19 protein-coding genes are annotated in these 26,797 nt (G+C 66.3%); 6 read left to right on the forward strand and 13 right to left on the reverse strand.

Translation table 11 applies throughout. From position 1 onward, the window contains the following. Positions 1-8: 8 nt before the first annotated feature. The 10 genes from AC1DIX_RS08870 to rpsB all read right to left on the reverse strand — a co-directional run bounded on the left by AC1DIX_RS08870 (position 9) and on the right by rpsB (position 10,395). On the reverse strand, positions 9-518 hold the full coding sequence (locus tag AC1DIX_RS08870) for an OmpH/Skp family outer membrane protein (protein WP_441934396.1): 510 nt from the start codon (positions 516-518) through the stop codon (positions 9-11). A gap of 65 nt (positions 519-583) precedes the next feature. Then, the gene (gene bamA / locus AC1DIX_RS08875) at positions 584-2,944 is read right to left on the reverse strand and encodes an outer membrane protein assembly factor BamA (protein WP_477323638.1); all 2,361 of its coding nucleotides are present in this window, start codon (positions 2,942-2,944) and stop codon (positions 584-586) included. A gap of 53 nt (positions 2,945-2,997) precedes the next feature. After that, entirely contained in the window at positions 2,998-4,341 is a 1,344-nt protein-coding gene (gene rseP, locus AC1DIX_RS08880) for an RIP metalloprotease RseP (RefSeq protein ID WP_477323640.1), read from the reverse strand. A gap of 4 nt (positions 4,342-4,345) precedes the next feature. Further along, on the reverse strand, positions 4,346-5,524 hold the full coding sequence (gene ispC / locus AC1DIX_RS08885; RefSeq protein WP_477323642.1) for a 1-deoxy-D-xylulose-5-phosphate reductoisomerase: 1,179 nt from the start codon (positions 5,522-5,524) through the stop codon (positions 4,346-4,348). 21 nt (positions 5,525-5,545) lie between these two features. After that, on the reverse strand, positions 5,546-6,373 hold the full coding sequence (locus tag AC1DIX_RS08890) for a phosphatidate cytidylyltransferase (protein ID WP_477323644.1): 828 nt from the start codon (positions 6,371-6,373) through the stop codon (positions 5,546-5,548). Continuing rightward, a complete protein-coding gene (gene uppS / locus AC1DIX_RS08895; protein ID WP_441934386.1) occupies positions 6,373-7,128 on the reverse strand; it encodes a polyprenyl diphosphate synthase in 756 nt (251 codons plus the stop codon). Before uppS ends, AC1DIX_RS08890 begins: the two co-directional genes overlap by 1 nt. A gap of 103 nt (positions 7,129-7,231) precedes the next feature. Next, on the reverse strand, positions 7,232-7,792 hold the full coding sequence (gene frr, locus AC1DIX_RS08900) for a ribosome recycling factor (protein WP_441934384.1): 561 nt from the start codon (positions 7,790-7,792) through the stop codon (positions 7,232-7,234). A 33-nt stretch (positions 7,793-7,825) separates the two neighbouring features. Further along, entirely contained in the window at positions 7,826-8,542 is a 717-nt protein-coding gene (gene pyrH / locus AC1DIX_RS08905) for a UMP kinase (RefSeq protein WP_441934382.1), read from the reverse strand. An 87-nt stretch (positions 8,543-8,629) separates the two neighbouring features. Continuing rightward, entirely contained in the window at positions 8,630-9,538 is a 909-nt protein-coding gene (gene tsf / locus AC1DIX_RS08910; RefSeq protein WP_477323646.1) for a translation elongation factor Ts, read from the reverse strand. Between the two features lie 110 nt (positions 9,539-9,648). Continuing rightward, complete coding sequence (rpsB, locus tag AC1DIX_RS08915) at positions 9,649-10,395, reverse strand: 30S ribosomal protein S2 (protein ID WP_441934378.1); 747 nt, start codon at positions 10,393-10,395, stop codon at positions 9,649-9,651. Positions 10,396-10,584: 189 nt separating this feature from the next. Here rpsB and map point away from each other — a divergent pair, with 189 nt between their 5' ends. The 3 genes from map to AC1DIX_RS08930 all read left to right on the forward strand — a co-directional run bounded on the left by map (position 10,585) and on the right by AC1DIX_RS08930 (position 14,917). Next, positions 10,585-11,457 (forward strand): type I methionyl aminopeptidase, encoded by an 873-nt coding sequence (map, locus tag AC1DIX_RS08920; protein ID WP_477323648.1) that lies wholly within the window; start codon positions 10,585-10,587, stop codon positions 11,455-11,457. Positions 11,458-11,470: 13 nt separating this feature from the next. Then, a complete protein-coding gene (locus tag AC1DIX_RS08925; RefSeq protein WP_477323650.1) occupies positions 11,471-14,062 on the forward strand; it encodes a [protein-PII] uridylyltransferase in 2,592 nt (863 codons plus the stop codon). 108 nt (positions 14,063-14,170) lie between these two features. After that, on the forward strand, positions 14,171-14,917 hold the full coding sequence (locus AC1DIX_RS08930; RefSeq protein ID WP_441934373.1) for a pseudouridine synthase: 747 nt from the start codon (positions 14,171-14,173) through the stop codon (positions 14,915-14,917). Here the strand turns inward: AC1DIX_RS08930 and AC1DIX_RS08935 are convergent. From AC1DIX_RS08935 to AC1DIX_RS08945, 3 genes are all read right to left on the reverse strand, one after another. Continuing rightward, complete coding sequence (locus AC1DIX_RS08935) at positions 14,890-15,246, reverse strand: hypothetical protein (protein ID WP_441934371.1); 357 nt, start codon at positions 15,244-15,246, stop codon at positions 14,890-14,892. The two genes, AC1DIX_RS08930 and AC1DIX_RS08935, sit on opposite strands and share 28 nt — an antisense overlap. Positions 15,247-15,386: 140 nt before the next feature. Beyond that, complete coding sequence (locus AC1DIX_RS08940) at positions 15,387-18,617, reverse strand: PAS domain S-box protein (RefSeq protein WP_477323654.1); 3,231 nt, start codon at positions 18,615-18,617, stop codon at positions 15,387-15,389. A 347-nt stretch (positions 18,618-18,964) separates the two neighbouring features. Then, positions 18,965-21,139, reverse strand: coding sequence for an ATP-binding response regulator (locus AC1DIX_RS08945; RefSeq protein ID WP_477323656.1), 2,175 nt, complete (start codon positions 21,137-21,139; stop codon positions 18,965-18,967). A gap of 217 nt (positions 21,140-21,356) precedes the next feature. On the opposite strand from AC1DIX_RS08945, the gene AC1DIX_RS08950 reads away from it, so the two are divergent. The 3 genes from AC1DIX_RS08950 to AC1DIX_RS08960 all read left to right on the forward strand — a co-directional run bounded on the left by AC1DIX_RS08950 (position 21,357) and on the right by AC1DIX_RS08960 (position 26,784). Further along, positions 21,357-22,862, forward strand: coding sequence for a peptide MFS transporter (locus AC1DIX_RS08950; RefSeq protein WP_477323659.1), 1,506 nt, complete (start codon positions 21,357-21,359; stop codon positions 22,860-22,862). A gap of 178 nt (positions 22,863-23,040) precedes the next feature. Beyond that, a complete protein-coding gene (locus tag AC1DIX_RS08955; protein ID WP_441934363.1) occupies positions 23,041-23,886 on the forward strand; it encodes a phosphate/phosphite/phosphonate ABC transporter substrate-binding protein in 846 nt (281 codons plus the stop codon). A 15-nt stretch (positions 23,887-23,901) separates the two neighbouring features. Beyond that, positions 23,902-26,784, forward strand: coding sequence for an EAL domain-containing protein (locus AC1DIX_RS08960; protein ID WP_477323661.1), 2,883 nt, complete (start codon positions 23,902-23,904; stop codon positions 26,782-26,784). Positions 26,785-26,797: the final 13 nt, after the last annotated feature.

The raw sequence follows: 26,797 nt of genomic DNA on the forward strand, positions 1-26,797 counted from the left end.
GCTGCCGCTTATTTGTCGAGCAGCTTGAGGATCTTGTCGGTGATGTCGATGCGCGGGCTGGACCAGATGGCTTCCTGCAGCACGACGTCCAGGTGTTCCTGTTCGGCCACCTGTTCGATCAGTTTGAAGGCGCGCTGCGCGATGGCGGCGCGTTCCTCGTTCTTCCGCTGCAGCAGGTCCTCGTTGAACTCGCGCTGCATGCGCTGGACGTCCTTCTCCATGTCGAGCAGCTCGCGGGTGCGGCGGGTGCGGTCGATGTCGTTGAGCTTCGGCGCGTCTTCGTCGAATTTCTCGCGCGCCGTCTTGAAGCGCTTGACCATGTCGTCGACCTGCTTCTGGCGCTTCGAGAACTCGGCCTGGATCTTCTCGTCCGCCGACTTTGCCAGGCGCGACTCCGTCATCAGCCTTTCGGTGTAGATGAAGCCGATCCGGCCGGTCGGCGCCTGCACCTGCGCCTGTGCATTCACATGCAGCAGCGCGCCCGCGCAGACGGCGGCCAGCGCCAGAGTCCTGGACAACGAGGCTATCGATTTATTCAACATAATCTCCAACATGAGCTCCAACATGAGCTCCGCAATCCTTGTCAGAAGCCGGTACCCATCTGGAACTGGAAGCGTTCCAGGCGGTCGCCCGGCTTGGCGTTCAAGGGCTTAGCATAACTCAACTTGAGCGGACCCACAGGGGAAATCCACGACAGGCCGATACCCGCCGAGTAGCGCAGCTGGTCGAGGCGCATGCGCTGGCCTTCCTGATAAACCTGGCCGGTGTCGGCGAAGGTGAACCAGCGCAGCGAGCGGTCGGTGCCGCTGCCCGGGAACGGGAACTGCAGTTCGGCGTTGCCGATCACGCGGCGCGCGCCGCCCAGGGCGTCCAGGGTGTAGGGGTCGACCAGGCCCAGCGACGAGCTCTCGTAGCCGCGCACCGAACCGATGCCGCCGCCGTAGAAGTTCTTGAAGACCGGGTAGGCGTGGCCCTTCAGGCCACCGCCGATGTCCAGCTCGCCCTTCAGGGCCAGGGTCATCCAGCGGGTCAGCGGACGGTACCACTGGTGTTCATAGATCGCGCGGTAGTACTTGGCGTCGCCGATCAGGTCGATCTCCAGGTTGGCGCGCTGGTAGCGGCCGCGGGTCGGCGTGATGGCGCTGTCGCGCGAGTCGCGGCCCCAGGCCACGGTGAACGGGATCGCATCGGTGGTCGCGGTGCCCACGCCGGTCTGCTTGGTCAGCTTGTCGCTCGAGTTCTGGCGCACGAATTCCTTGTACAGCGTCGGCGAGCTGTCGTCGGTTTCCAGCTTGGTGCGTTCGAGGCCGGCGCCGAAGTAGACGGTGTCGGTTTCGGAGAACGGCACGCCGAAGGTCAGGTTGCCGCCCATCTGGCGCACGGTGTAGGAACCGATGTTCAGCGCCGGCGGACGCGAGGTGCGCAGGTAAAGCTGGAAGGCGCGCGACACGCCTTCGTCGGTGAAGTACGGATTGGTCTGCGCGAACGAGATCGTGCGGTTGTACTTGCTGGTGTTCAGTTCGACGCCGACCGTGTTGCCGCTGCCGGCGAAGTTGGCCTGGGTGACCGAAGCCGTGAAGGTGAACTTCTCGGCCTGCGAGAACGCGCCGCCGATCATGAAGTTACCGGTCGGTTTTTCGGTGACCGCGATATTGACGTCGACCTGGTCGGTGGTGCCCTGGTTTTCCGGGGTCTCGACGGTCACGTCCTTGAAGTAGCCGAGGCGGTCGACGCGGTCGCGCGACAGCTTCACGCGGTTCGGGTCGTACCACGAGCTCTCGAACTGGCGGAATTCGCGGCGGATGACTTCGTCGCGGGTGATGGTATTGCCCGAGATCGTCATGTGGCGCACGTAGGCGCGCTTGCCCGGATCGACGATGAAGGTGAACTTGACTTCGTGCTTGGCCTGGTCGATTTCCGGGTTCGCGTTCACATTGGCGAAGGCGTAGCCGAAGCTCGCCAGGCGGTCGGAGATGCGCTTGTTCGAGGCTTCGAGCAGCTCGCCCGAATAGGTCGCGCCCGGACGCAGCAGGATCAGCTGCTTCAGTTCCTGTTCGCGGCCGAAGGTCTCGCCTTCCATCTTGACGCCGGTGACGGTGTACTTCTCGCCCTCGGTGATGTTGATGGTCAGGTAGATGTCCTTCTTGTCCGGGGTGATCGCGACCTGGGTCGATTCGACGGTCGCTTCCAGGTAGCCGTGGTTGGCGTACCAGGACTTGATCGACTCGAGGTCGCCGGTCAGCTTCTGCTTCGAATACTGGTCGGCCTTCGAATACCAGGTGAACCAGCCCGAGGTATTCAGCTGCAGCAGTTCGCGCAGCTGCTTGTCGGAGAAGGCCTTGTTGCCGACGATGTTGATGCCCTTGATCTTGGCGGCATCGCCTTCGTCGACGTTGAACATGATCGTCACGCGGTTGCGCTCGATCGGGGTGACCGTGGTGGTGATCTTCACGCCGTACAGGCCATGCGACAGGTACTGGCGCTTCAGTTCCTGCTCGGCGCGGTCGACCGATGCCTTGTCGAAGATCTTGGTTTCGCCGACGCCGATTTCCTTCAGCGCCTTGACCAGCATGTCCTTCTCGAATTCCTTGGTGCCGGTGAAGTCCACGCTCGAAATGGYGGGACGTTCTTCCACCAGCACGACCAGCACGCCGTTCTCTTCTTCCAGGCGCACGTCCTTGAAGAAGCCGGTGGCATACAGGGCCTTGATCGCAGCGGTGCCCTTGTCGTCGTCGAAGGTTTCGCCGACGCGTACCGGCAGGTAGCTGAACACCGTGCCTGCCTCGGTCCGCTGGATGCCTTCGACCCGGATGTCCTTCACGACGAAGGGAGCGACGGCTTGAGCGTGGCTGGCGCAAAGCGCCAGCACGGCGGCGCCGATCAGGCTGCGACGGGAAGGCATGGCGAAGCGGGGCAAGGCAGGACGATCAGAGTGTAATTTCATTGGTTAGATCAATGGGTCAGTCATTGGACGAACTTCGTATTCTGCGCCCGGTATCAGAGCAGCCGCACCAGGTCGTTGAAGACGGCGAGCGCCATCAGCATGAGCATCAGGCCGAACCCGGCGAGCTGCGCGATCTCTCCGACACGCGCGGACAAGGGGCGCCCGGTCAAAACTTCCAGCGAATAATACAGCAATTGGCCGCCATCCAGAACGGGAATTGGTAACAGATTCATTACACCCAGGCTCAGGCTGATGAAGGCCAGCATCTCGATATAGGTCGCAAAGCCAGCGTCCGCGGCCTGTCCGGCCACCCCGGCGATCGTGATCGGACCCGACACGTTTTTCAGCGAGACCTCGCCGGTCAGCATCTTCCCGATCATCTTCAGGGTGGTGACGGCGCCGTCCCAGGCGCGGCCGGCGCCCTTGGCGACCGCCTGCAACGGGCCGGCCTGCAGTTTCACCATCTCCGGCATCTGCGCCACCAGCAGCTTGATCACGCCTTCTCCCCTCGCCGGGTCGCGGTCCGGGGTGATCGCCAGGTGGAGGGGCTGGCCGTCGCGCAACAGGTCCAGCTGCAGGGTCCGGCCCGGCGCCTTGCGCACGGTGGTGATGACGTCGATGCCGTCGTTGACCGGCTTGCCGTCGATGGCGGTGAGCAGGTCGCCGTGGTGCAGGCCGGCGCGTTCGGCGGCCCCGCCCGGGATCACCTTTTCCACGCTCGGACGCGGGCGCCACATCTGCATGCCGAGCTGCTCCATGACGTCGGTCTTGCCGTCCGGGTCGAAGCGCGCCAGCGTGGATGCGGGGATCACGGCGCGGTAGGGTCTGCCGCCGGCGCCGTGCAGGGTCAGTTCGGCGTCGCGCTTGTCGATCGCGGCGCGCACGATCTCCCAGCGCATGTCGCTCCAGGCCGCGACCGGCTTGCCGTTCACCTCGGTGACGGCGTCGCCGCCGCGCACGCCGGCCACGTACACCGGCGTGTCGGACTGCATGGCGCGCAGGCGCGTGCCCGGCTCTTCCTTGCCGACCATGAACAGGCCGGCCATCAGCAGGATCGCCAGCGCGAAGTTGATGGCAGGACCGGCGGCGATGATGGCCATGCGCTTCCACACGTTCTGGCGCGTGAACTCGCGCGCCTCCTCGCTGGCGTCCAGCGGGGCGGTCGACGGGTCGCGGCTGTCCACCAGCTTGACGTAGCCGCCGAGYGGCAGCACCGACAGCGCCCATTCGGTCTGGTCGGCGCCGAAGCGGCGCGACCACACCACCCTGCCCATGCCGATCGAGAAGCGGCGCACCTTCACGCCGCACAGTCGCGCAACCCAGTAGTGGCCCAGTTCGTGGACGATGATCAGCGGCCCGAGACCAAGCAGGAAGCCGATCAGGATGTGGCTGAACATGGCGTCAGGCCCGCGCCAGGCTGTCTGCGATGCGGCCGGCGGCCAGGCGCGCCTGCGCGTCCTGGGCCAGCACCGCGTCGATGCTCGATGCCGCGCCATGCGGCACTTCGATCATCACGCGACTCACCACCCGGTCGATGTCGCGGAAGCCGATGCGGCGGTCGAGGAAGGCCTGCACCGCCACTTCGTTGGCCGCGTTCAGCAGGGCCGGCGCGGTGCCGCCCGCGCGCAGGGCGTCGAAGGCCAGCGCCAGGCAGGGGAAACGGCGGAAGTCCGGCGCATGGAATTCCAGCGCCGCCATGCTGGTGAGGTCGAGCTGGGCCACGCCGGACGCGATCCGCTCCGGGAAGGCCAGCGCGTGGGCGATCGGGGTGCGCATGTCGGGGTTGCCGAGCTGGGCCAGCACCGAGCCATCCACATACGACACCATCGAATGGATCACGCTCTGCGGATGGATCACCACCTCGATCAGGTCGGCCGGCGCGCCGAACAGCCAGTGGGCCTCGATCACTTCCAGGCCCTTGTTCATCATGGTGGCGGAATCGACCGAGATCTTGCGGCCCATCGACCAGTTCGGATGCTTGCAGGCCTCTTCCGGCGTCACGTGTTCGAGGGTCTCGACCTCGCGCTTGAGGAAGGGACCGCCGGACGCGGTCAACAGGATTTTGGCCACGCCGGCCGCGTCCGGCTTGCGCGCATAGTGGCTTGGCAGCGACTGGAAGATGGCGTTGTGTTCGCTGTCGATCGGCAGCAGGGTCGCCTTGTGCTCGCGCACGGCGTCCATGAACAGCTGGCCGGACATCACCAGCGCTTCCTTGTTCGCCAGCAGGACCTTCTTGCCGGCGCGGGCGGCGGCCAGGGTCGGCGCCAGGCCGGCGGCGCCGACGATGGCGGCCATCACGGCATCGGTGCCGCTGCTGGAGGCAATCTCGCACAGCGCCTGCTCGCCCCAGGAGACGTCGGTCGGCAGGTCGGCGATCAGCTGGCTCAGGCGCGCGGCAGCGCCGGGCGAGCCGACCACCGCGCGCGCCGGGCGGAACCGGCGGCACTGGGCCGCCAGCTCGTCGACGCGGCTGTGGGCGCTGAGCGCGTAGACTTCATAGTGTTCGGGATGACGCGCGAGCACGTCGAGGGTCGAGACGCCGATCGAGCCGGTGGCGCCCAGGATGGTAACGCGTTGCATTGTGTGCTCCTTCAGAGCCGCTTAAAGGCGCGAGCCGATGAGGGCTGCGAGCGGCAGGACCGGGATCAGGGCATCGATCCGGTCGAGGACGCCGCCGTGGCCGGGCAGCAGCTTGCTGCTGTCCTTCATGCCGGCGCGGCGCTTGAGCTGGGACTCGAAGAGGTCGCCGACGATGCTGGCGGCGACCATCAGGACCAGGATGGCCAGCAGGGCCGGCCAGCCGTAGCCGCGCTGGACGCGCGCGGCGAAGGTGTCTGCGAAGGCGGCGCCGCCGTACGCGACGGACAGCGAGGCCAGGACCAGCACGGCGATGCCGCCGCCGATCGCGCCTTCCCAGGATTTACCCGGCGAGATCGACGGCGCCAGCTTGCGCTTGCCGAAGGCCTTGCCGGAGAAGTAGGCGCCGATGTCGGCCACCCACACGATCGCCATCACCGACAGCAGGTACAGCGGCGAGGACGAGAACAGCACGACGATGGCCACGAAGCAGCCGAAGATCGCGAAGCCGTAGACCAGGCTCAGCAGTGTGTTGGACGGGCTGCCCAGCGGCGGCAGGCCGAACTTGAGCGAGGGCGTGAAGCGGGCGATCCACAGCGCCAGGCTGAGCGCGGCCCAGAAGGCGGCGTTCAGGTGGCCGGTCAGCACCGAGACGGCGAACACGGCGGTCCAGACCAGGGCGATGATGTGGGCGCTGCCGGTGCCGGGATTGAAGAGGCGCACGCATTCCCAGACGGCGGCGCCGAAAAACACCGTGGCCACCACCGCAAATGCCGTGAAGTTGTTGAAATACAGGACCGGCAGCAGGACTGCCAGCAGGACGATTGCGGTAATGACGCGGGTTTTCAGCATCAGCGTGCGGCCTTGGTTGCTACCTGCTCGCCGGTACGGCCGAAGCGGCGTTCGCGGCTCTGGTAGGAGGCGATGGCGGTGTCGAGCGACTCCGGCGAGAAGTCCGGCCAGAAGGCGTCGGTGAAGTACAGCTCAGAATAGGCCAGCTGCCACAGCAGGAAGTTCGAGATGCGCTCTTCGCCGCCGGTGCGGATAAACAGGTCCGGCTCCGGCGCGTAGGCCATCGCCAGGTGCGGCGCCAGCATCTCTTCGGTGAATTCGGTCACGCCCGGATTGGCGGCCACCATCTTGCCGGTCGCCTGCATGATGTCCCAGCGGCCGCCGTAGTTGGCGCACACGGTCACGGTCAGGCGGGTATTGTTGGCGGTCTTGCGCTCGGCGTTGGCGATCATGTCCTGCAGCTTCGGATCGAAGCGCGACAGGTCGCCCACCACCTTCAGGCGGATGTTATTGGCGTGCATCTTCGCCACTTCGCGCTCGAGGGCGGCGACGAACAGGCCCATCAGGTAGGACACCTCATCGGCCGGACGGCGCCAGTTTTCCGAGGAAAAAGCGAACAGCGTCAGGTACTCGACGCCGCGCTCCACGCAAGCCTCGACGATCTTGCGCACGGCGTCCACGCCCTTGACGTGACCGGCCACGCGCGGCAGCAGGCGCTTGGTCGCCCAGCGTCCATTGCCGTCCATGATGATGGCGATGTGGCGCGGTACCGCCGGCGCGTCGGGAACTGCGGTGGTCGAACTTTTGAAAATCATAAATCAGGCCGGTATCGGCAGTAAAAACAAGGCGCCGGCACGGGCGGACCCGGCCGGCGGACAGTTTGCGGCTGCGGGCACAAAGGCGCCCCGCCCCCGCAGTTTACACCGTCATGATTTCTTTCTCTTTTTCGGTAACGAGCTTGTCGATGTCGATGACGGACTTGTCGGTCAGCTTCTGGATCTCGTCCTGGGCGCGGCGCTCGTCGTCTTCCGAGATGGCCTTGTCCTTGATGAGGCGTTTCAGCTGTTCGTTGGCGTCGCGGCGCACGTTACGCACGGCAATCTTGGCGTCTTCCGCTTCCGACTTGGCCAGCTTGACCATTTCCTTGCGGCGCTCTTCGGTCAGGGCCGGGGTCGGCACGCGGACCATTTCGCCGAAGGTCGACGGATTCAGGCCGAGGTCCGAATCGCGGATCGCCTTCTCGATGGTGCTGAGCATCTTCTTTTCGTACGGCGTCACACCGATGGTGCGGGCGTCGATCAGGGTCAGGTTGGCAACCATCGGCAGCGCGGTGGGCGAACCATAGTAATCCACCATCACGTGGTCGAGGATGCCGGTGTGGGCGCGGCCGGTGCGGACCTTGGCCAGGTCGGCCTTCAGGGTGTCGATGGACTTGGCCATCTTGTCCTGGGCGTTTTTCTTCACGTCAGCGACGGACATACTGCTCTCCTGTGTTTTGCTAAATAAGGAATGTTAAACGTGTACCAGTGTACCCTCGTCTTCGCCCATGATCACGCGCTTGAGCGCGCCCGGCTTGACGATCGAGAACACCTTGATCGGCAGCTTCTGGTCGCGGCACAGGGCGAACGCGGTGGCGTCCATCACCTGCAGATGCTTGGCGATCGCTTCGTCGAAAGTGATCTGCTCGTAGCGGGTAGCGTGCGGATCCTTCTTCGGATCGGCAGTATATACGCCATCGACCTTGGTTGCCTTCAAAACAATCTCGGCCGAGATTTCGGAGCCGCGCAGGGCGGCCGCGGTATCGGTGGTGAAGAAGGGGTTGCCGGTGCCGGCGGCGAACACGACCACCTTGCCCTCTTCCAGGTATTGCAGGGCCTTCGGACGCACATAGGGCTCGACCACCTGCTCGATGCCGATCGCCGACATCACGCGCGCGGTGATGCCCTGCTGGCGCATGGCGTCGGCCAGGGCCAGCGCGTTCATCACGGTGGCCAGCATGCCCATGTAGTCGGCGGTCGCGCGGTCCATGCCCTGCGCACCCGGAGCCACGCCACGGAAGATGTTGCCGCCGCCGATCACGACCGCCAGTTCCACGCCCAGCTTCTGCACCTCCGCCACGTCGGCCACCATGCGCTCGATGGTGGCGCGGTTGATGCCGAACTGGTCGTCGCCCATCAGMGCTTCGCCAGACAGTTTGAGGAGGACTCGTTGGTAGGCTGGTTTGGTCATGAATGGGGCTCCTGGATGTTAGATGATTCGAATTCGGGGTACTACTATGAAAACGGGCCTTTCGGCCCGTCTTCTTTTTACTGCTGATTATTGCTTGGCTGCGGCCATCTGGGCGGCAACTTCTGCTGCGAAGTCGTCGACTTTCTTCTCGATGCCTTCGCCCACCACGTACATGGTGAATGCCTTGACGGTGGCGTTGTTCGCCTTCAGCATCTGCTCGATGCTCTGCTTGTCGTTCTTCACGAAAGCCTGGTTGAACAGCGACACTTCCTTCAGGTACTTCTGCACCGAACCGTCGATGCGCTTGGCAACGATCTCTTCCGATTGCGGCTGCTTGCCTTCGGCGACGGCCTTCTCGGCGTCTTCCTTGGCTTTCAGCTGGGCGACCGAACGCTCTTTCTCGATCAGCTCGGCCGGCACTTGCTCAGCCGACAGGGCGACCGGCTTCATCGCGGCGATGTGCATGGCGACGTCCTTGCCCACTTGCTCGTCGGCGCCGTCGTAGTCGACGATCACGCCGATGCGCGCGCCGTGCAGGTAGGAAGCCAGCTTGCCGGTGGTTTCGAAGCGCTGGAAGCGGCGAACGGTCATATTCTCGCCGATTTTGCCGATCAGTGCCGTACGCACGTCGTCGAAGGTCTTGCCGTCGACCGGCAGGGCGGCCAGGGCAGCGACGTCGGCCGGGTTGTTCTCGGCGACCAGCTTGGCAGCCAGGTTGGCCATGGCCATGAACTCGTCGTTCTTGGCGACGAAGTCGGTTTCGCTGTTGATTTCGACCAGCGCGCCGACGTTGCCGGCAACGTAAGCCGTCACCACGCCTTCGGCGGTGATGCGCGAAGCTGCTTTCGAGGCCTTGCCGTCCAGCTTGACGCGCAGGATCTCTTCGGCACGTGCCATGTCGCCTTCGGCTTCGTTCAGTGCCTTCTTGCACTCCATCATCGGGGCATCGGTCTTGGCGCGCAGTTCGCCAACCATCGCTGCAGTAATCGCTGCCATGTCATTTCTCCTAAATAGGTTTGTTCTTGCTGAATCTGCTTGCAAAAAAGGGCGCTCGATCCAGGCTCGGCGCCCCTTCTTTCACTCCAGCGGGCTGACGCCCGCCGGCATTATGCTTGCTCGGAAACTTCGACGAAGTCGTCGCCAGCCTTGACCGCCTCGACGACGTCGTTGGTGGCGTTGGCGCGGCCTTCCAGGATCGCATCGGCAACGCCGCGTGCGTACAGGGTGATGGCCTTCGAGGAGTCGTCGTTACCCGGGATCACGTGGGTAACGCCTTCCGGCGAGTGGTTGGTGTCGACCACGCCGATGACCGGGATGCCCAGCTTGCCGGCTTCGGTGACGGCGCCCTTGTGGTAGCCGACGTCGACCACGAAGATCGCGTCCGGCACACCCTGCAGGTCCTTGATGCCGCCGATCGACTTCTGCAGCTTGTCCAGCTCGCGCGAGAACATCAGGGCTTCTTTCTTCGACATCTTCTCGACTTCACCCGATTCGATCGCGGCTTCCATGTCCTTCAGGCGCTTGATCGAGGTCTTGATGGTCTTGAAGTTGGTCAGCATGCCGCCCAGCCAGCGCTGGTCGACGTACGGCACACCAGCGCGCTGGGCTTCAGCGGCGATGATGTCGCGGGCCTGGCGCTTGGTGCCGACCAGCAGGATGGTGCCGCGGTTAGCAGCGATCTGCTTGATGGTTTTCATCGCATCCTGGTACATCGCCATGGTTTTTTCCAGGTTGATGATGTGGATCTTGTTGCGATGACCGAAGATGAACGGTGCCATTTTCGGGTTCCAGAAACGGGTCTGGTGGCCGAAGTGAACACCGGCTTCCAGCATTTCGCGCATAGTAACGGACATTTGATTCTCCAGGGTTAAGTCTTGAATAACGGCCGGTACACCTGTGTCAGGCACCCTTGTCGGCCGCATTCGCGATTCAATAAAAAAGACGTTTTTTACAACATTGCTCGATACGAACACGAGCAACCCGAGATTCTAACGGGATTTGCCTCCGATTTCAAGTTCATACGTGCCGCCCGATCACATATAATGGACGAATATCCCATTGCAGAACTGAATTCGCGTCACAGACAAATTATGTCCATCACCATCAAGACCCAAGAAGAGATCGAAGGCATGCGCATCGCCGGCCGCCTCGGCGCCGAAGTGCTCGACTACATCACCCCCTTCGTCAAGCCGGGCGTCACCACCGGCGAACTCGATCGCCTCTGCCACGAATACATGGTCCAGGTGCAAGGCACCGTGCCGGCCCCGCTGAACTACGCGCCGCCGGGCTACCCGCCCTTCCCCAAGGCCGTCTGCACCTCGGTCAACGACGTGATCTGCCACGGCATCCCGGGCGACAAGGTGCTGAAGGCCGGCGACTCGGTCAACATCGACGTCACCGTGATCACCAAGGACGGTTTCCACGGCGATAACAGCCGCATGTTCCTGCTGGGCGAACCCTCGATCCAGGCACGCCGCCTGTCCGAGATCACCTACGAATGCATGTGGCTGGGCATCAGCAAGGTCAAGCCGGGCGCCCACCTGGGCGACATCGGCCACGTGATCCAGCAGCACGCCGAGAAGAACGGCTTCTCGGTGGTGCGCGAATTCTGCGGCCACGGCATCGGCAAGGTCTTCCACGAAGAGCCCCAGGTGCTGCACTACGGCCGCCCGGGCACCGGCGAGGAACTGAAGGCCGGCATGATCTTCACGATCGAGCCGATGATCAACGCCGGCAAGCGCGACATCCGCGAGATGCCGGACGGCTGGACCATCAAGACCAGGGACCGCAGCCTGTCGGCCCAGTGGGAGCACATGATCCTGGTGACGGAAACCGGCTACGAGGTGCTGACCACCTCGGCCGGCACCCCGCCGCCGCCGGCGATCGTGCTGAACAAGGACGCCGTCCCGGCCTGAATCGCTGCATGAGATGAGCGGCACCATCGCCACCGAACCGCAGGCCAGCCTCCAGACGCAGCTGCGGCAGCGCCTGAAGGACGAGCGCCAGCGCATCATTGCCGACTTCCGCGAGAACGGCAAACCCGAGAAGCTGCTGCGCGGCCTGCGCCACAGCGTCGACGGCGTGCTGGGCGACGCCTGGCGCGCGGCCGGGCTGCCGCTTGAAACGGCACTGGTCGGGGTCGGTGGCTACGGCCGCGGCGAGCTGTTCCCGCACTCGGACGTCGACCTCCTGATCCTGCTGGGCGATCCGCCGGACGCCCTCACCCAGGCCAGGCTGGAGCAGTTCGTCCAGCTGCTGTGGGACCTGGGCCTGGAGATCGGCCACGCCATCCGCACCGTCGACGAATGCATGAGCGAGTCGGCGGCCGACATCACGGTGCAAACGAGCCTGCTCGAGGCGCGCCTGGTCACCGGCAGTCAGGTCCTGTTCGCCGAGCTGCAGCGGCGCTATGCCGAAGCGATGGATCCGCAGGCCTTCTTCCACGCCAAGACCGCCGAGATGCGGCTGCGCCACGCCAAGTACGAGTTCACGCCCTACAGCCTGGAACCGAACGTGAAGGAGAGCCCGGGCGCCCTGCGCGACCTGCAGGTGATCCTGTGGGTGGCGAAGGCGGCGGGACTCGGCAATTCCTGGACCCAGCTGGCGATCCGCGGCCTGATCACGCGGGCCGAGGCGCGCCAGCTGATGGAGAAGGAGTACGCCTTCAAGGACATCCGCGTGCGCCTGCACCTGCAGACCCGGCGCCGCGAGGACCGCCTGGTGTTCGACGTCCAGACCCAGATCGCCGAGACCTTCGGCCTGACCTCGACCGGCCAGGGCCTGGAAGCGCGCCGCGCCAGCGAATACCTGATGCAGCGCTATTACTGGGCCGCCAAGGTGGTGACCCAGATGAACACCATCCTGCTGCAGAACATCGAGGCCCAGCTGTTCCCCCAGGCATCAAGGCCGATGCCGATCAATCCGCGCTTCAACGAAGTCAACGGCTTCATCGACATCGCCGCGGACGACACCTTCGAGGCCAACCCGTCCGCGGTGCTGGAAATCTTCGTGGTGATGACGGAACGTCCCGACATCAAGGGCATGACGGCGCGCACCACGCGCGCGCTGTGGCATGCGCGCACCTTGATCGACGAATCCTTCCGCGCCAATCCCCTGCATCGCGCGTTGTTCCTGCGCATCCTGCAAGCCCCGGTCGGCCTGGTGCACGCGTTGCGCCGCATGAACGACATGGGCGTGCTGGGCCGCTACCTGCCGAACTTCCGCCGCATCATCGGCCAGATGCAGCACGACCTGTTCCACGTCTACACGGTGGACCAGCACATCATGATGGTGGTGCGGAACATGCGCCGCTTCACGATGACGGAACACGCCCACGAATACCCCTTCTGCAGCCAGCTGATCGCGAACTTCCGCGACCGCTGGCTGCTGTACGTGGCCGCCCTCTTCCACGACATCGCGAAAGGCCGCGGCGGCGACCACTCCGAACTCGGCAAGCAGGACGTGCTCGAATTCTGCCGCGACCACGGCATCTCGCAGGAAGACACCGAGCTGGTGGTATTCCTGGTCGAGCAGCACCTGACCATGTCGCAGGTGGCGCAGAAGCAGGATTTATCCGATCCGGACGTGATCGCGGCGTTTGCCGGCCTCGTGAAGGACGAACGCCACCTGACCGCCCTCTACCTGTTGACCGTGGCCGATATCCGCGGCACCAGCCCCAAGGTGTGGAACGCCTGGAAGGCCAAGCTGCTGGAAGACCTGTACAAGATGACCCTGCGGGTGCTGGGCGGCGAACCGCCTTCGGCCGACCGCGAACTGCGGGCGCGCCAGCAGGAAGCCCTGGCCACGCTGCGCCTGTTCGGGCTCGGCCCGCACGCCCACGAGAAACTCTGGGAACAGCTCGACGTCGCCTACTTCCTGCGCCATGACGCCTCCGACATCGCCTGGCAGACCCGGGCCCTGGTCGACAAGCTGGGACGCGACAAGCCGGTGGTGAAATCGCGCCTGGCGCCGATCGGCGAAGGCCTGCAGGTGACGGTGTACGTGAAGGACCAGCCCGACCTGTTCGCGCGCATCTGCAGCTATTTCGACCGCAAGAACTTCTCGATCCTCGACGCCAAGATCCACACGACCCGGGACGGCTACGCGCTCGACACCTTCCTGATCACGGACGAGAATTTCGCCAACAACTACCGCGACATCATCAGCCTGATCGAGCACGAGCTGTGCGAGGTGCTGACCCGCCAGGAAGCGCTCAGCCCACCGCTGCGCGCCCGCCTGTCGCGGATGTCGCGCAACTTCCCGATCATCCCGACCGTGGAGCTGCGCCCGGACGAGCGCGGCCAGTTCTGGCTGCTGTCGATCGCCGCCAACGACCGCAACGGCCTGCTGTATGCGATCGCCAGCGTGCTGGCGCGCTACCGCATCAACCTGCATACCGCCAAGATCATGACGCTCGGGGAGCGCGTCGAGGACGTGTTCCTGATCGATGGGCAGGCCTTGCATAATCAGCGGGTGCAGGTGCAGCTGGAGACCGAGCTGCTCGACGCTTTGAAAATTTAACCAACGTCGTCCCCGCGAAGGCGGGGACCCAAGTTGGATGCGTTACGACAGCGCTTGCAAACTTGGGTCCCCGCCTGCGCGGGGACGACGGTTCAACTTTTACCACTTATGACCGAACCCGTACGCCTCTCCAAACGCATGTCCGAACTGGGCCTCTCCTCCCGCCGCGAAGCCGACGACTGGATCGCCAAAGGCTGGGTGCGGGTCGACGGCAAGGTCGTAAACGAACTGGGCAGCAAGGTGCTGCCGCACCAGAAGATCACGGTGGAGCGCCAGGCCGCAGCCGAGCAGAGCAAGCGCGTGACGGTGCTGATCAACAAGCCGGTCGGCTATGTGAGCGGCCAGGCCGAAGACGGCTACAAGCCGGCCGTGGTGCTGGTCAAGCCGGAAAACCGCTGGAAGGACGATCCCTCGCCCGAGCAGTTCCACCCGACCCAGCTGCGCTCCCTGGTGCCGGCCGGGCGCCTGGACATCGACTCGGTCGGCCTGCTGGTGCTGACCCAGGACGGCCGCATCGCGCGCCAGCTGATCGGCGAGGACACGGCGATCGAGAAGGAATACCTGGTGCGGGTCCAGTACACCAAGCCAGGCAAGCTGCCGGACGCCGAGCTCAAGAAGCTCAACCACGGCCTGTGGATGGACGGCAAGCCGCTGCTGCCGGCCAAGGTGCGCTGGCAGAACGACGACCAGCTCAGCTTTACCCTGAAGGAAGGCCGCAAGCGCCAGATCCGCCGCATGTGCGACATGGTCGGATTGAAGGTGATCGGCCTGAAGCGGGTGCGGATCGGCCGCGTCAAGCTGGGCGAGCTGCCCGCCGGGCAGTGGCGCTACCTGGGTCCGGACGAGCGCTTCTGATAATCGATCCGGCCCTCGCCGGCTTCGTCCATCCACGGGTCGAGCGGGCGCAGCCCTTCGAGCACGGTCTGCGGCCCGTCGATGCTGCCGCCGCTGTCCGGGTCCCACAGGATCCTGAGCTTGGAGCGGCCCTTGCGCATGTCGATGCGGGCGTAGTCGACCCAGGCGTCATCGCCATTGTATTCATAGGTCGTGGTCCAGCCGGCGGCCTTCAGCGCATCGGCCGTCTGGCGCAGCGCGAACGGGGGCAGTCCTTCGACCGTGCCCGGCTCCAGCCTGGGGTCGCCCAGCACGGATAGATACCTGACAAATTCTGAAATCCACGTCATCGCTGCCTCCCAATACGGGTTGACGTGATTTCAGTCTATCAGCCGCTATCGGGCTTTGACGTTAGCTAACTCACTTTGCATAAAAAATGCAGGGTGAATGAAAMCGCCTGGAAATTATTGCGATTTGTCGATATTTTGCGTCAGATCAGGATTCGGTGAAGGTCCTCCAGGCTGACCGGCTTGGTCAAATGATGGCTGAAGCCACGGTTGCGGGTCTGGCGGCGGTCCGAATCCTGGCCCCAGCCGGTCAGCGCGATGATGCGCATGTTGGCGAAGCGCTCGTCCTGGCGCAGGCGGCGCGCGACCTCGTAGCCGTCCATGCCGGGCATGCCGATATCGAGCAGGACGCTGGACGGCAGAAAGCTTTCCGCCATCGCCAGCGCGGCGCGGCCGTCGTAGACCACGCGCACGTCGGCACCGTCGGCTTCCAGCAGCAGGCCGAGGGTATCGGCGGCATCGCGGTTGTCGTCCACCACCATGATGCGCTGGCCGGCGAAGGGCGCGTTCGGCCGCGCCAGAGCCAGGCCCGGGCGCTCGCTGCGGCCCTCGTCCACCGGCGCCAGCGGCAGGCGCACCAGGAATTCGCTGCCCGCCCCGCTGCCGCCGCTGTGCGCCTCGACGCTCCCGTGGTGCATCTCGACCAGGCTGCGCACCATGGTCAGGCCGATCCCGAGACCGCCCTGGCCGCGCCCGACCGCGCGGTGGGCCTGGGCGAACATGTCGAACACCCGTCCCAGCGACTCGGCCGGGATGCCGATCCCGGTATCGCGCACCGAGGTCAGGACCTGCCCATCCTCGCGCCAGACCTCGACCCAGATGCGGCCGCCCGGATCGGTGTACTTGGCGGCGTTGTTGAGCAGGTTGGCGAACACCTGGGTCAGGCGCACGCGGTCGGCCTGCAGCACCAGCGGCTCCTCCGGCAGGGCCACCGCCAGCTGGTGGCCGGCGCGCTCGATCGCCAGCTGGCTGGTCTCGACCGCGCTGTGGATGATCTCGCCGATCGGCACCCGCTCCAGCCGCAGGTCGATCTTGCCGCGGGTGATGCGCGAGACTTCCATCAGGTCGTCGACCAGGGTCACGATCTGGCGCACCTGGCGCCCGACCATCTCGACCACGCGGTCGGACTGGCGCCGTCCGTCGGGCCGGCGCATCAGCTGGACCGCGTTGCTGATCGGCGCCAACGGGTTGCGCAGCTCGTGGGCCAGGGTCGCCAGGAACTCGTCCTTGCGGCGGTCGGCCTCCTTCAGCGCTTCCTCGGCCTGCACGGCGCCGGTGATGTCGAGCGAGATGCCGACGTAGCCGCGGTGCTGGCCGTCGCCCGTGTACCAGGGCGCGGCATGCGATTCGAACCAGCGCCAGCTGCCGTCGCGCGCCGGCACCCGGACCCGCTGGGTGTAGGCGGCGCGCTGGCGGATGCCCTCGCAGACTTCCAGCAGGTAGGCGTTCATGTCGTCCGGCTGGACGATGGCGCGCCAGCCGTCGGCCTCGCCGGCCGGGCCGCCCTCGTCGGGGCCGCGCTGGTTCAGGTACATCAGGCAGCCGTCGGCGTCGAACTGGTAGATCAGGGCCGGCGAGGCGTCGGCCAGCGCGCGGAACCGGGCTTCGCTCTCGCGCAGCGCGTCCTCGGCGCGCTTGCGCACCGTGATGTCGTGGAACAGGATCGCCACCCGCGGCGCCTCGCCGCCGCCGACCGGATATACATAGAAATCGAACCAGCAGGACAGCGCCTCGGCAAAGCACTGCGAGCGCGCACTGACGCCGGTGCGCGCGACCTGGGCGCAGGCATCCAGCCAGCAGGGCTCGTGCTCGGGCCTCACCTTCAGCTGGCCGGGGCCGACGTAGTGGATGCTGGTCATGCGCACCGCCGCCGGATTCGCTTCCGAATACGCCAGCCCGACCGCGCGGCCGTTCTCGTCGTGCTGCACGGTGGCCAGCAGGAAGCCTTCGTCCATCGCCTCGAACAGCATGCGGTAGCGGCGCTCGCTCTCGGCCAGCGCGGCCTGGGTACGGCGCCGCTCGTCGATGTCGATGTTCATGCCGAACCACTTGCGCAGGCTGCCGTCCGGGCCGAACAGGGGCGCGGCGCGCACATTGGTCCAGCGCCAGCCGCCCATCGCCACGTGGACGCGGAATTCCATGTTGATCCCGCGCCGCATCGCCAGCGCGGCGAGCCATTCGCGGCGCACGTAGTCGCGGTCGTCCGGATGCACGGCATCGAGCCAGCCCTTGCCCATCGAGGACGCCTCGCGCTGCCCGGTATACGCGCACCAACTGGGAGAAGGGGCGACGAAGTTGCCGTCCGCATCGGTCTCCCAGACCGCCTGGCCGAAACCCTCGACCAGGGCGCGGAAGCGCTGCTCGCTCTCGGCCAGGCGCGCCTCGGCCTCCTTCAGTTCGGTGACGTCGAGGATGAAGCAGACGCAGCGCGCGTTCGCGCCCTCGCCGGAAATGCGGGCCGGCGCGTACAGGCCCCACCAGCGGCTGCCGTCCCGGCGCAGCATCTGCTTGGTGTAGGGACGCGTGACCCCGATGTCGCGCAGCTCGTAGCCCGAGCGCAGGGTCAGGTCCCAGAACTCGGGCGCGGTCGAGGCCTTCCAGTTCTCGAAATCGCGCAGCTCTTCCCCGCTGTAGCCGGTCATGCGCTGGTAGGCTTCGTTCACTTCGTGGATGGTGCCGTCGAGGTCGAAGTAGGCGACGCCGACGGTGCTGATGCTGAGGGTGGCATCGACCAGGGCCTTGTGTTCGCGCAGCGCGCGCTCGGCGGCGCGGCTTTCCTCGACCTCCCGCTCCAGCGTCTGCTTGCTTTCGAGGACGGGCCGCATCCGCTGCTCCACTTCGCGCTCGAGCCGTTCGGGGTCCGGATTGTCGCGCAGGGCGCCGCCGGCCCGGTGCGCGGCGGCGGCGAAGCCTGCCAGTTCGCGCAGCAGCTCGAGGTCGTGGGCATCGAAGTTCTCGCCCTCGTCGGCCAGGATCGCCATCAGCGCGCCGGCCGGACGCCCGCGCACGCGCCACGGCACGCCGAGGGCTTCCGCCACCTTCACGCCGGCCTCACGGACCGATTCGAACTCCCGTTCCGGGTGTTCGAACAGCACCGCGCCATCCGCCTGCACGCATACGCCGCAGGGGCAGGATTGCAGCGGAAAGCGCTTTCCCACCTGGCCGTCGCCGCCGCCCACCACCGCACACCAGCAGATTTCCTCGCCATCCTTGCCGGGTTCGCGCACGGCGATCACCACCGCGCTCGCACCGCACAGCGCGCGCGCCGTCTCGGCTATCCGCTGCAGCAACAGCTCGGGCTCGTCGGCCAGGCACTGGGCCAGCAAGGCCAGCGCACTGCGCTCGGCGGCCGGGTCGCGGCCCTGGACATGCACACCGCGCTCATGAAGCAGTCCCGCGATGACGGCGTCATCGCGGTATCCAACGGCAGAACCTGGGGAGGAGTCAGCCATAAATGAGGATATAAGGTTGTTGTGAGTATCTGGTACCTCACATTTGAAACCAAGAATACTTTACAACTCGATAATCTCCAATGGGAATTCAATCGTACAGGATCCTGCTTGCATAAAGACGAGCTCGAGCGGCAGCGGCGGCGAAAACGCTCCGACCCCGGGTCTGCGCCGGGCGATTGCCCAGGACAAATGGTAGCGCTGTCAAAGAGAGGGAAATGCTGCCGCAAGCGTTTGCGGCAGACGGCGCATTCTTTGTTGCTTGACTGTATTCAGCGCACCACGTCGAGCTCGCCGATCGCGCGTTCGAGGTCTTCCAGTCGCACCGGTTTCTTGAGATGGCGGTCGAAGCCGGCCGCCAGCGCGCGCCGCACATCCTCCGGCTGGCCATAGCCGGTAACGGCCACCAGCCGGATCCCGCCCTGCTCGCCCAGCGCGCGCGCCACCTCGTGGCCCGAGATGTCGGGCAGGTCGATGTCGATGAAGGCGATCTGCGGCAGCGCGTTGCGGGCCAGCGCGATGCCGCCATGGCCATCGGCGGCGCAGCTCACCGCACAGCCGCGCGAGGCCAGCAGTGCGCACATCATCTCGCGCAGGTCCTGGTTGTCCTCGACCACCAGCACCCGCAGGCCGTCCAGCGGCGCCGCCTCGGGCGCCGGCGCCTCGACGGCGGCCACGGCCTCGGGCGCCAGCGGCAAGCGGATCGTGAAGGTGCTGCCCTGCCGCGCGCCACGGCTGACCACGGCCACCGAACCGTGCTGCTGCTCGACCAGCGACTTGACCACCGCCAGCCCGATCCCGAGGCCGCCCTTGCTGCGATTCGCCACCTTGCCCTGCACGAACACGTCCCACACGCGCGGCAGCAGCTCGGCCTCGATGCCCTTGCCGTCGTCCGCCACGACCAGCTCCGCCATGTCTTCGCGCCGGCGCGTGCTGACGCGGATGTGGCCGCCGGCCTGGGTGTACTTGGCGGCGTTCTCGACCAGGTTGCCGATCACCTGCTGCAGGCGGGTCGGATCGCTGTTCACCCACACCGGCTCGAGGTCGAGCTCGACGTGATGCTCGCTGGTGGCGCCCCGGGTCTGCAGGGTCAGCGCGGCTTCGCGCACGGCGGCGGCCAGCTCGAGCGGCGCCAGCGCCAGCACCACCTTGCCGCTCAACACGCGGTTGGCGTCGAGCAGCTCGTCAACCAGGTGCGCCAGGTGGCGGCTCTGGCGCCCGATGATCTGATGGGCGCGTTCCGCCGCCGGACCGCTCGCCCCCATCTGGATCAGGGCGATGGCGGAGCTGATCGCGCCCAGCGGATTGCGCAGCTCATGGCCCAGCATGGCCAGGAATTCGTCCTTGGCGCGATTCTGCGACTCCGCCACGCTGCGCGCCGCCTGCACTTCGGCCAGGTGCTTGCGGCGTCCGGTCTCGGCCTTCTGCAGGCGCCTCGAGACGGCGTGCAGCACCTGCTGCAAGCTGTTCAGTTCGGTGATCCGCAGGTCGGCCGGCGGCGGCAGCCAGCCTTCCGCCATGCCCTCGGTGGCGGCGCCCAGGTATTCCGTCGCCGCCAACAGGCGCCGCGCGAACAGGATCGCCCCCGCCAGCGCCAGCACCACCGCGCACAGCAGTGTCGCGGCGATCAGCGACACCGCGCGCGCCGCGGTGGCCGCGAGTTCGCTGGACGGCACCCCGATCGCTGCGGTCCAGCCGGACAGGGCCGAGCGGGCCAGCGCCACCGTCATCGGCGCACCTCTGGCATCGGCGGCATCGGCCTGGACCGCGCCGGAGCGCAACGCCGCCAGCAGGTCGGGACGGGCGCGCGAAGCGATCTCGGCCAACCAGGCGCCGTTGCGGGCCAGGGTCGCGCCGTCGCGGTCGAACACCGCCACCTGCCAGCCGGCCGGGACGTCGCGCGGCAGCAGGCTGTTCAGGTGGGAAATACCGAACCACTGGTCGAGCAGGACCCGGCGGCCGTCGTCCAGCACCAACGGCAGCTCGACCGAGATGATGTAGCGGTGGGTGGAACTGCCGACGATCAGGTTCGACACGGTCGGACGCTGGCGCGCGAACACGGCGCGCACCCGCTGGAGGGCGCCGCGTGCCGGGGCCGCCACCGGCTGGCCGTAGGGGACCGCGGTATTGAAAAGTTGCTGGCCATCCTCTTGCAGCACCGCGCTCTGGCGGCCGCTGCCGGCATTCGCCGCCTGCGACTGCACATAGAAGGAGCGGAAATCGCCTTGCTGCAGGCGCGCCGAGGTCGACAGGGCCTGGCCGGCGGCGATCGCGGCCGTCAATTCCTGGTCCATCGCCAGCACGGAAGCCCGCGCCAGTTCCTGCATGCCGCGCAGCACCGCATGGCGCTCCGCATCGAGCAGCAGCTTGATGGCGACGCCGGCGCCGACGATCATGGGCAGGAAGACCGCCGCGGCAAGCAGGCTTAGGTGGGTGCGCACTCTCATGGTGTCGTTTCGATCCTCGATTGGTCGGACAGACTCGGGCAACGTTCAATTTTATATTCAGCAAGTTTTTTCGTGCCGCACGACAGCGAAAAAAGCCGCAGAGCCCGCCACGACAGTCTTTACGCGCCGTTTTCCGGCATTGCGCGAAGGGCCGGGGTCGCGTAGCATCCGGGGATTGCTTGTCCACAAGGCAGGCATCCGAGAATCCGGGAGACCCATGAAAACCGAAACCCTACCCCTACCCTACACACAAACCCGTTCCTTCCTCACCGTCGCTCTGATCGAGCTGTGGGAGCGCTTTGGCTATTACGGCATGCAGGCGCTGATCGTCTATTACATGGTCGAACGCCTCGGCTTCGAGGACAGCCGCGCCAACCTGGTCTGGAGCGCGGCCGCCGCCCTGATCTACGTCGCTCCCGCAATCGGTGGATGGATCGGCGACAAGGTGCTGGGCACCAAGCGCTCGATGTACCTCGGCGCCATGGTCCTGACCGTCGGCTACGCGCTGATGGCGGTACCGACCGAGAGCACCCGCTTCCTGTTCTGCGCCCTCGGCGTGGTAGTGGTCGGCAACGGCCTGTTCAAACCCAACACCGCCAACCTGGTGCGCAAGATCTATGAAGGCGACGATTCCAAGATCGACTCCGCCTTCACCCTGTACTACATGGCCGTGAACGTCGGCTCGACCGTCTCGATGCTGGCCACGCCCTGGATCAAGGATTACGTCAACGCCACGTACGGCAACAACTTCGGCTGGCACGCCGCCTTCGGGGTCTGCGCCGTCGGCCTGGTGGTCGGCCTGCTGAACGTGGCCCTGATGCGCGCCACCATCGCCCACGTCGGCAGCCTGCCGGACGAGCGTCCCCTGCAGGTCGGCAAGCTGGCCGCCGTGCTGGTCGGCGCCGTGCTGGTGGTGTTCGGCTCGGCCGAGATCCTGGAAAACCAGGGCCTGGCGCGCGCCTTCGTCTACCTGGCCGGCTTCGTCGTGCTGGGCATCTTCGTGCACCTGATCCGCAAGAGCGAGCCGAGCGAGCGCGCCGGCCTGATCGCCGCCCTGGTGCTGACCCTGCAGACCGTGTTCTTCTTCATCTTCTACCAGCAGATGTCGACCTCGCTGTCGCTGTTCGCCCTGCGTAACGTCGAGCTCGACTTCAGTGTCTTCGGTGCCCACCTGTGGACCTGGTCGCCGGCCCAGTTCCAGGCCCTGAACGCGATCTGGATCATGGTGCTGAGCCCGGTGCTTGCCTGGGTGTACTCGGCCGCAGGCCGCACCGGCAAGGACCTGTCGATCGCCGGCAAGTTCGCGCTCGGCTTCGCCGCGGTGGCAGCCGGCTTCTTCGCCTACGGCGTGGCCGGCGCCTTCGCGGTGAACGGCATGACCTCGTCGTGGGTCATGATCGCCGGCTACGGCCTGTACTCGCTGGGCGAACTGCTGGTGTCGGGCCTGGGCCTGGCGATGGTGGCGCGCTACGTGCCGGCCCGCATGAGCGGCTTCATGATGGGCGCCTATTTCGTTGCCACCGGTATCTCCCAATACCTGGGCGGCGTGGTCGCCAACCTGGCCAGCGTGCCGAAGGACCTGACCGATCCGGTGCAGACCCTGCCGATCTACACCAGCCTGTTCAACAAGCTGGGCATGGGCGCGGTGGCCTGCACCGTGATCGCCCTGCTGGCCCTGCCCCTGATGCGCAAGCTGACGGCCAGCCACCAGTCGCACCAGTAAGTTTCAACGCCATCCGGGGGCGCGTCCTGCGCCCCCTTCTCCCCCATCGCTCCGTCTGTCGCGTGTGCGCATCAGAAGAAAGATTGGCGAACAGACCCGATCTGTTGCAAAAAGGAAATCTGATATATAGTGCGTGACTCTACCGGGCGCAGCGGCGTCCATGACCTGTCACGACACCATGCACACGCTCCCCAAAACCGGCCTGTTGACGCTGGCCTGTCTCCTGTTCGCGCGCGCCGCGGCCGCCGAACCGCACAGCTACAACTTCTCGCCGGTCAACCAGTACAACCTGCAGATCTCGGCCAGCTTCTGGAATCCCATCATCCGCTACGTCTCGAACAAGAGCGGCGTGCATCTGAACCTCAAGCTGGGCCGCACCTCGGCCGACACCACCAGTTACGTGCTGGCGCGCGAAGTCGATTTCGCCTTCACCAACCACCTGTTCAGCCCGGACCGCGAAAAAATGGGCTGGACCGTGTTCGGCCGCCGCGATGCGCCGCCGGTGCACGGCGTGATCGTGGTCCCGGCCGATTCGCCGGTCAAGGACATCGGTGAGCTGGCCGGCAACGCCATCGCCTTCCCTGGGCCCGAAGCCCTGGTGGCCTACAAGATTCCCTACGCCCAGCTGCTTCGCAAGAATATTGCCGTCACCCCGGTCTTCACCGGCAACCACGACGCCGCCTTCAGTCAGATGTTTGCCGGCAAGGTCAAGGCGACCGGCGCCAACTCACAACTGGTAGACGGCTATGCGAAGCGCGAAGGCAAGGCTTTCCGGGTCCTGTGGAGCTCGCCGCCATACAACGAACTGGCGCTGATGGCCTCGCCCCGCGTGCCGGCCGCCGAGGTGCGCGCCGTCGCCAGGGCCTTCCTGACCATGCGGGACGATCCGGAAGGCCGCAAGATACTGGACGCCGCAACCGAGCTGGTGCGCGCACCCAAGCCGGTCGCCTTCGTCCCGGCCGGCGACGCCGACTACGCCGGCTACCGGGCTTTCTACGCCGACGCGCCGGCCAGCCTGCGCTAACACAGGAACGGCGCCATGACCGTGCTGAGCCGCATGTCTTCGACACTCAGGAAGATGTCGCCGACCGCCCTGCTGCCGCGTTCCCTGGCCGGCCGGGTATTCACCGTCTTCAGCCTCACCATGCTGCTCTTCCTCGGCATCGGCCTGGCCCTGTTCTACCGCTACCAGTTCCTGCAGCACGTCGACGAGACCCAGGACGCGGCCATGACCCTGATCGAGGTCGCGGCCCAGAACATCGAGGACAGCGCGGTGATCGGCGACTACGACACCGTTCAGCGCACCCTCGGCAAGATGCTGTTCCAGTCGCCGTTCAAGAGCGCCGCCTTCATCGACGTCGCCGGCGGCACGCTGCGGGTTCAGGCGCCGAAAATCGAACGCGTGCCGGCGCCGGACTGGCTGACGCAGCTGATCGCCTCCAAGCTGTACGAGGTCAACCGCGTGGCCAATGTCGGCGGCCGCGACTACGGCGTGATCCGGCTCGAGTTCGACGCCGACAAGATCGCCTCCCAACTATGGGCGCTGGTGATCGAGACCGCGACCTTCGCCCTGGTCGCCTTCGTGCTCGGGGTGGCGCTGTTGCGCACCCTGCTGAAGCGCTGGCTGTCGAACCTGGGCCGCCTGCGCTCCTTCGAGGACGACGTCGCCGCCGGCCGCGTCACCGCCGAAGCCGACCTGCAGGCCGACGCCCCGACCGAGATCCAGGAAGCGATCCGCGCCGTCAACCGGGGCGCCGCCAGCCTGCGCGTGCAGTACGGCCAGCGCATCGACTCGCTGATGAACTCCCTCATGCAGCACAAGAGCGCGGTGGACCAGGCCGCCATCGTGTGCGACGTCGACCCGGCCGGCCGCATCGTCGGCGTCAACGAACTGTTCGAGCGCAGCAGCGGCTACACGCGCGCCGAGGCGCTCGGCCGCGAGCTGGCCGAATTCGGCCGTCCGGCCGGCAGCGCCGCGGCCTGGAGTCCCTCGCCCCAGGTCTGGAACGGCGAGGTCACGGTCGAAGGCCGCGCCGGCCGCCTGCAGTGGTACCGGACCATCGTCCCGATCTTCGAGGCGGACGGCGCCATCGAGCGCTACCTGTGCATCGACATCGACATCACCGAGCGCAAGGAATTCGAACGCGCGATCGTGGAAAACGCCAAGCGCCAGACCCTGATCGCGGAGCTCGGCCGCAAGGCCCTGGCCGCCAACGACCTCGACGACCTGTTCGTCGACGCCGTGCAGGCCGCCGCGCACGGCCTCGGCACGCCCTGCGCCGCCCTGTTCGAGATCGGCCCGGAGCGCCAGCTGACCTTGCGCAGCGGCGCCGGCAGGCTGGCGCAGGCGGCCGGACTGCAGCTCGGCTGCGCCGGCGCTCCGCTGGCGGAACCGGCGGCAACCGGCCTGCGCCCCTGGTTCGCGCCGCTGGCGGCGATGCACGGCCTGCGCGCCGGCCTCGACGCCGGCGTCGGCCAGTACGGCGTGCTGGGCGCCTACTGCGACGGCCAGCGCCGCTTCGACGAGGACGACGCCGTGTTCCTGCGCGGGATCGCCAACATCCTCGCCACCTGGGTCGAGCGCCAGGAAGCGCGCCGGCGCCTGACCTACCTGGCCCAGTACGACTCCCTGACCAATCTGCCGAACCGGCGCCAGCTGGGTGCCTGCCTGGAAGAGGCGATTGACCGCGCCGGCCGCCACGGCCACCGCGCCGCCGTGATGTTCATCGACCTGGACCGCTTCAAGAACGTCAACGACATGCTCGGCCACGGCGTCGGCGACCAGCTGCTGGTGCAGGCCGCGGCGCGCCTGGAAGCCTGCGCGCGCGAAGACAATGTGGTGGCGCGCCTGGGCGGCGATGAATTCGCGGTGGTGCTGCCCTGGCTCGGCGCGAACGAGCGGCATTCGGGCGACGCCTCGCTGATCGCGACCCGCATCGTCGAGGCGCTGGCCCAGCCCTTCCACCTGCAGGGCCAGCAGCTGTTCGTCTCGGCCAGCATCGGTATCGCCAGCTATCCGGAAGACGGCACCAGCGCCGAGCAGCTGCTCAAGAGCGCCGACACCGCCATGTACGGCGCCAAGAACAGCGGCCGCAACACCTGGCAGTTCTATTCGGCGGCCCAGCACGAGAACGCGGCCCAGCGCCTGCAGCTCGAGTCCCAGCTGCGCCAGGCGCTGGAACGCGACGAATTCCTGCTGCACTACCAGCCCAAGCTCGACCTCGCGAGCGGCAGCATCAGCGGCTTCGAGGCCCTGCTGCGCTGGAACCATCCGCAGCGCGGCCTGGTAGCGCCGCTCGAATTCATCTCCATCCTCGAGGACACCGGCCTGATCCTGCCGGCCGGCGAATGGGTGATCGGCGAAGTCTGCCGCCAGCTGCGCAGCTGGGAAGCGGCCGGCCTGCCCATGCCGCCGGTGGCGATCAACCTGTCGGCCCGCCAGCTGCAGCAGGCCGACCTGGCCGCCGTCATCGAACGCATCGTCGGCAAGGCCGGGGTCGATCCGACCCTGCTGGAATTCGAGCTGACCGAATCGATGCTGATGACGAATCCGGAGGCGGCGGTGGCGATCCTGTCGCGCATCAAGGCGCTCGGCATGCGCCTGTCGGTGGACGATTTCGGCACCGGCTATTCGAGCCTGGCCTACCTGAAGCGCTTCCCGCTGGACGCCCTGAAGATCGACCGCACCTTTGTTCGCGACCTGCCGGACGACCTCGACGACGCCGCCATCACCAAGGCCGTGATCCGGCTGGCGCACAGCCTGAACCTGAAAGTGGTGGCCGAGGGCGTCGAGAATGTCGAACAGATACGCGAGCTGGAAAGGTATGACTGCGACGAAATCCAGGGCTATTACGTCAGCAAGCCGCTGCCGGCCGCCGACTGCGCCCGGCTGCTGCGCGCCGAGCASCCGGCGCCGGCCTGAGGTAAGATAAGCG

It is taken from the genome of Massilia sp. 05N420, from assembly GCF_056397205.1.